Raw genomic sequence first — 1,279 nt, forward strand, 5'->3', positions numbered from 1 at the left:
CTTATAGTAGACAGTTGAAAGAAAGTTACTTTACTGTTTATTATGGAGGGGATTTTTTATGGGGAAAATTAGAAGAACTTTTTCAATTGATTTTAAAATGAAAGCTATTGAATTGTACTCACATAGAGGAATTGGAAGCAAATTAATTGGGAAGGAATTGGGAGTTACATATTCAGTTATAGATAGATGGATTAAAAAATATGAAAATGAGGGGATTCTGGGCCTACAAGAAAAACGTGGAAGATCTAAACAAACAAATGAAGTCAGTCAAGACGCTAGAATACAACGATTAGAAGCGGAAAACGCATACTTAAAAAAGCTATTAGCTACGAAAAAGGAGATGAGGTCAACAAAAGTAAATCAGTAGAATACGAAGTCATTCATACCTTAAAACAGAACTTTTCAATTGTATTGCTTTGTGAAATTGCAGATGTTTCAAGAAGTGGATATTATAAGTGGGAAAAAAGAATCAACGATCCCTCTGAAAAGATGAAAGAGGATCAATTTATCATGTCTAAAATAGTAGAATGCGAACGAGATCCAGATATAAATGGAAGCTATGGTTACCGAAGAATTTGTATATGGCTCAAAAAGTATTATGGTTTACAGGTAAATCACAAAAGAGTATATCGTTTAATGAGGAAAATGGGGATACAAGCTAAGATTCGAAAGAAAAAGTGGAGGCATTTTGGTTTAAAAGAACAATGCGTCGTGTCGGAAAATCTGTTAAACAGAGAGTTTTCAACTACAAGACCAAATGAAAAATGGGTTACAGATATAACCTATCTTACCTTTAACAATAAGCGCATATATCTTTCCGTGATACTAGACCTTTACAATAACGAAGTTGTGGCCTACCAAATGAGCGAATACAACAATTTAAAATTAGTTACAGACACAGTCAATAAAGCCTTAAGAAAAAGAAAAGTCCACGAAACAGTATTACATAGCGACCGAGGTTATCAGTATACGTCAAAAAAATATAACCAATTACTTAAAAAGCACAAAATAACTGTGAGTATGTCTAGGAAGGGAAATTGTTACGATAATGCATGTATAGAGAGTTTTTTTAGTCATTTTAAGGCAGAATGCTTTTATAGACATACGTTTCATGAAAAAGCAGAAGTTTTTAAGGCTACTAAAAGATATATGGGCTATTACAATAACAAAAGATTTCAAAAAAGATTAAACAACCTTAGTCCTATTGAATTTGGAACTAAGGCTGCTTAATGAAAAGACACCTAATCTATTACTGTCTACTTGACAGGGGTAAGACCAT

2 protein-coding genes are annotated in these 1,279 nt (G+C 32.5%); both read left to right on the forward strand.

Annotated elements, in window-relative coordinates:
* The first annotated feature begins 58 nt into the window (after window positions 1-58).
* A complete protein-coding gene (locus QO049_RS30425) occupies window positions 59-367 on the forward strand; it encodes a helix-turn-helix domain-containing protein (RefSeq protein WP_000516502.1) in 309 nt (102 codons plus the stop codon).
* The gene (locus QO049_RS30430) at window positions 322-1,230 is read left to right on the forward strand and encodes an IS3 family transposase (RefSeq protein ID WP_284489819.1); all 909 of its coding nucleotides are present in this window, start codon (window positions 322-324) and stop codon (window positions 1,228-1,230) included. Before QO049_RS30425 ends, QO049_RS30430 begins: the two co-directional genes overlap by 46 nt.
* Window positions 1,231-1,279 lie beyond the last annotated feature (49 nt).

This window comes from Bacillus sp. RB3 (assembly GCF_030164735.1).
GTDB classification, from domain to species: Bacteria; Bacillota; Bacilli; order Bacillales; family Bacillaceae_G; genus Bacillus_A; species Bacillus_A cereus.